Source organism: Clostridium sp. AM34-9AC (genome assembly GCF_003480225.1).
GTDB lineage: Bacteria > Bacillota > Clostridia > Lachnospirales > Lachnospiraceae > Acetatifactor > Acetatifactor acetigignens.
Genome location: NZ_QUIU01000046.1, coordinates 1 through 4,093 on the forward strand (window position 1 = coordinate 1; position 4,093 = coordinate 4,093).

Consider the following 4,093-nt stretch of genomic DNA (forward strand, 5'->3'; position numbering starts at 1 on the left):
GTAAATTTTCCTCCGAAGTACTCTGGCAATCGCAAGGAACTGGTTTAAAGTGTCTTTATCCATACGATTAAAGAATCTTGATACCGTAGGCTGTGATGCAAGCGCATCTTTTTCAAGTACAGACTTGAATGCAGGATCATTGGTTTTAAACGCTTTTTCTAAAAGCGTATCAATATCAAGTTTGCTTATGAATTCTTTGATAAGAAGCAAGCCTGCATCGGATGAGAGATCTCCCCCATCAAAATTTATTTTAATCTGTCTATTGCTTTCTAAGGCTAAGGTGTTTACAATACTCATAAAGGGCTCCTTTGTTTGGGATTGTTAAGACTTTGAACACCTTAATTTTACCACAAATGGATGCTCTTTTTTCATTCACCTGATAGATGAAAAGCAATATTCAGCGAAAATACAGTAACTATGTGGCTTTCAGCCACTTTCACGGCTGAGCCGTGAATAATCTAGGTTTATTAAAATGGCAATACCAAACGCAGGACAAGGATTTAAAACCGGATTTTATGCCAGAGAGAATGGATGGATATTGTGATATCATGGAATTTAAGATGCCGAATTTGGATGGCAAATGTATTGTGGGTACAAATGAGAGAATATGTCTGATTATGTTGTGATAGATATTATTGTATATGAGAGAGGAATGTAGGTTATTGTGAAAAGAAAGATTGTGAATATGGGGACGATAGGAATAGTAGTTATAATTCTGCTGGTTGGTGTCTTAAATTATAAACAGGCGGCAGAAACCAAAATGAAAAAGATTGAAACAGAGGAAAACAGAGTAAGAGAAAACAAAACAAATTATACAAACGAACAGGACAGCAGCAACATATGTGAAATGACAGAGGAAGAAGCGGCAAAGGCTGTTTTTGATTACATATATTCAGATTGTGACTATGATTATGACGCAAAGGTTATTTCTACTATGCAGCAGGGAGAAATGGTATATTTATACCAAACGCAGGAAAAAAGTGACTTGCAGTATGAAATGTTACAGAGCAAAGATAGGACAGAAGATGGGCAATATTATGTCTTTGCACACGATACACGTTATGTAACAGATGCCCTTTCGCAGGGCTTCTATGATGAATATCACACGGATTACGCAGTTAATAGGAAGACAGGCGAAGTTCTTCGGGAGTCTCAATGGATAGAGACTGATGCAGGTTATAAATTGCTTTATAGTGAAGCATATGAAAAGGCGGTTAATCAGTTATATTTTAATGAGGATGTTTCAGATGGAAAGATGCTGGAGGAACAAGCTGCAAGAGCTCTTTTTTATTATATGTATTCGGATGAGGGGGATTATGATTCAATAGTTGTAAGAACATATAAACAGGAACAGTCGGTATATGTATATCAATTTCCAGAAGATCAGGAGTTTCCTTGTGTAAGAAATTTTTCATGTAGAGGTATGACGGAAGATCAGGAATATTATATTTTTGCAGATTATACAGACTATTATACTCATGGTTATGAACCTGTTTTTACTCATTATCAGTATCTTACAAGTTATGCTGTTAACAGGGAGACGGGCGAAGTGTTTCGGGAACGGGAATGGAGTGATATAGAGTGTGAGTGGTTGTATAATGAAGAGTATAAAAAAGCAGTTAAATAGTGGAAACTATTTATAGGTAATTGCGAAACAAGTTCGCAATTGTGATTGAAAATACGGAAGAAATATAACGGAATTTTTATATAGGGAGAAAGTCTTATGCCGGAAGAAAAGGTACAGAAAAATGGAGATGCCATTATAGCAGGAGATTTTACTTTTGAATTGGAGGGAAATTGGATTCAAAAGTTTTTCAAGGGATTTTTCAAGAAAAAATATGAAGATACCGCATGTGAGATGATGGCGATGCATTATGCTTTTTACGAAGAGTTAAATAGAGTAGGTAGTGTAAAAGAAGAGGAATATGTTACAAGAGAAGCAACTATATGCTGTTCTAACGGAAATGGTTCAATTGGATGCTTATGAAGATCATGGAATACTTGCTACGAACGAAAAACCGCTTATGACATGCAGTGATTGTGAAGTCAATAAGAATATCTATTTATTTGGTACTTGTAAATGCGGTAATATATATAGTGAGAAACTTCCTCATCCAAGTGAAGAGGGTGAGCCAGATGAGCATGGAAAGGTAAGGTATAAATGTATACCTGTTTTATGTGGAAATTGGAAACAGGATACAGGGGATTTACTTATATCAGAAGGGGAAGAATTTGTAGAAGCATTACGTTCAGGAGCCTTTTTGACGTGCATATATGAAGGAAAAATAACAGTAATAGGGATACCGGAAAAAGATAGTGATAATGAATATATTATAGTAGACGATTGGCTTTATTTATATACTAAACCTACCGTAGAAGAAACGGGAAGAAAAGTTAGTAAGCATTCAAAGGCGAATAATTATGATTGGGCTATGCCAGAGGAATTAAATGGAAATGTTTCTAAGAAAGGAGAACTTCCTAAAAATTGCAGAGAGGCTACTGGCATTTTAGAAGCAGATTTAACGGTGATGTAAAAGAGCATTCTAAGATTGCATATGGATTTGATATGCAACAGTATCCAGAGGTAAAAATAAATTATAATTCAGATGGTACAGTGAGCGAAGAAGAAGGGGAGAGGTTACTCAGAATTGTTTTGGAACAGTCAAAGAATCAGATAAATTCTTATCTGGATGACACGAATCAGGTGCTTGATCAGAATGCATATGATGCAGTAATGGATTTATTTTATAACAGAAATTCAAACAAACTTACACAAGAGGTGATAGATGCAATGGCAGAAAGAGATGATGAAAAGGTGTGGAGTTTGTTAGAAAATTTCGATTATAGATATGCATATACGTATCGTTATCAAGATAATGCACAAGAAGCAAAAGCATATGTAGAACGAAATCTAGGATTGAGTGAAAGAAGGGAAGAAGAATATACCATCTATCAGAATGGATTTTAGATTATGGAAGGAGAGCCGTCATGGGGAGAAAAAAATTTATTTTTATCAGCATCATCATATTGTTCACTATCCAGACTAGCGCATGTTCTGCCGAAGGACAAGAAAGTCAAGGAATATGGCATAACGAGTATGAAAGTGAGATAGAAATTTCAAGTACAGAGGAAGAGCGTAAAGACGTCTCCGAAAATAAGAATATCACATTCCGGGTTTTGGATGGAAAAGAAATTTCGGTTAGCAGAGACAGGCTGAGGGATACGGAAAGAATTAACAACCGGTGGAGTTTGGAAGAGACAGATGCTATGATAGCTCCGCTAAAAGGAACATGGACGACGGATACATATATGGGCTATGCTCTCCCGTATAATCTGCGCAAGTTTGAGCCAGATACTTATGCAGACGAGGAAGCACGGGAAACGTTTTTCGGGGAATATCACGAGGCGGTTCGAGCAGCAGAGGAGAGTCCTGTACCGGATATCAGCGTTGAAGTACAACCGGTGGAAGAATATGAAGATGGATACACAATCCGTGTCAATGGCTATGAAAGCCCGTTTTCTATCATTTTAAGCACAGAAAGAATAAATGACGAGTATCCCATTTACAGTGATACAACGACACTGTCGGAAAGTTTTTTTGTGGAATACCCAGTTGTCTATATAAAATTGTTTGCCAGATTTAAAGACGGAGAAAGCGACAGATACAATCCAGCGACAGTGATCGTATCTGCGGATGGACAGGTACTGCTGCTGATGGAGAACGCATTCTACTCATTGGAGAGAAGATAGGTATATGGGATTTTCCAGGAACAATGTCTGACTGGAATCGATAAAAAGGTGGAGGGTAAGGCTGCTTATGATGAGCCGGTAGAATCGGTGTCTGGCATCTTGTATTACAGGGAGGGCACCATATAATGAGGTTTACTATTTTACAAGATTTGAAAAAGATGAAACAATGGTGGAATGACCTACTTATAATGCTACGACAGTGACGAGGATGGAGAAATCGGGGCTTATAGTCGGGTTGTTTCGATGGAGAAAAATCAATGAAGTATATTCAGAACAGAACAAACTGGTGCTGGGTGGCTGCCTGTAAAGTTGCCGGAGAGCAGTATAAGAAAAATTTTACGGA

Annotated in this window: 6 protein-coding genes; 5 read left to right on the forward strand and 1 reads right to left on the reverse strand. The window is 37.4% G+C overall.

Annotation, left to right across the window (positions count from 1 at the left end):
* The coding region (locus DW835_RS17200; protein WP_182430350.1) for a transposase at positions 1 to 297 on the reverse strand (297 nt) is incomplete at its 3' end.
* 367 nt (positions 298 to 664) lie between these two features.
* Here DW835_RS17200 and DW835_RS17205 point away from each other — a divergent pair.
* From DW835_RS17205 to DW835_RS17840, 5 genes are all read left to right on the forward strand, one after another.
* A complete protein-coding gene (locus tag DW835_RS17205) occupies positions 665 to 1,627 on the forward strand; it encodes a hypothetical protein (RefSeq protein ID WP_182430351.1) in 963 nt (320 codons plus the stop codon).
* Positions 1,628 to 1,723: 96 nt separating this feature from the next.
* Positions 1,724 to 1,987 (forward strand): hypothetical protein, encoded by a 264-nt coding sequence (locus DW835_RS17210; protein ID WP_118503981.1) that lies wholly within the window; start codon positions 1,724 to 1,726, stop codon positions 1,985 to 1,987.
* Complete coding sequence (locus tag DW835_RS17215) at positions 1,965 to 2,534, forward strand: PAAR-like protein (RefSeq protein ID WP_207665434.1); 570 nt, start codon at positions 1,965 to 1,967, stop codon at positions 2,532 to 2,534. Before DW835_RS17210 ends, DW835_RS17215 begins: the two co-directional genes overlap by 23 nt.
* Positions 2,486 to 2,968, forward strand: coding sequence for a hypothetical protein (locus DW835_RS17220; protein WP_118503985.1), 483 nt, complete (start codon positions 2,486 to 2,488; stop codon positions 2,966 to 2,968). The genes DW835_RS17215 and DW835_RS17220 overlap by 49 nt, the downstream gene beginning before the upstream one ends.
* Before the next feature lie 281 nt (positions 2,969 to 3,249).
* Positions 3,250 to 3,750 (forward strand): hypothetical protein, encoded by a 501-nt coding sequence (locus tag DW835_RS17840; RefSeq protein WP_182430352.1) that lies wholly within the window; start codon positions 3,250 to 3,252, stop codon positions 3,748 to 3,750.
* Positions 3,751 to 4,093: the final 343 nt, after the last annotated feature.

What these genes read in the sequence shown, in the direction of transcription:
- DW835_RS17210 (WP_118503981.1), top strand. Translation starts at nt 1,724, where the DNA reads ATGCCGGAAGAAAAGGTACAGAAAAATGGAGATGCCATTATAGCAGGA.
- DW835_RS17215 (WP_207665434.1), top strand. Translation starts at nt 1,965, where the DNA reads ATGGTTCAATTGGATGCTTATGAAGATCATGGAATACTTGCTACGAAC.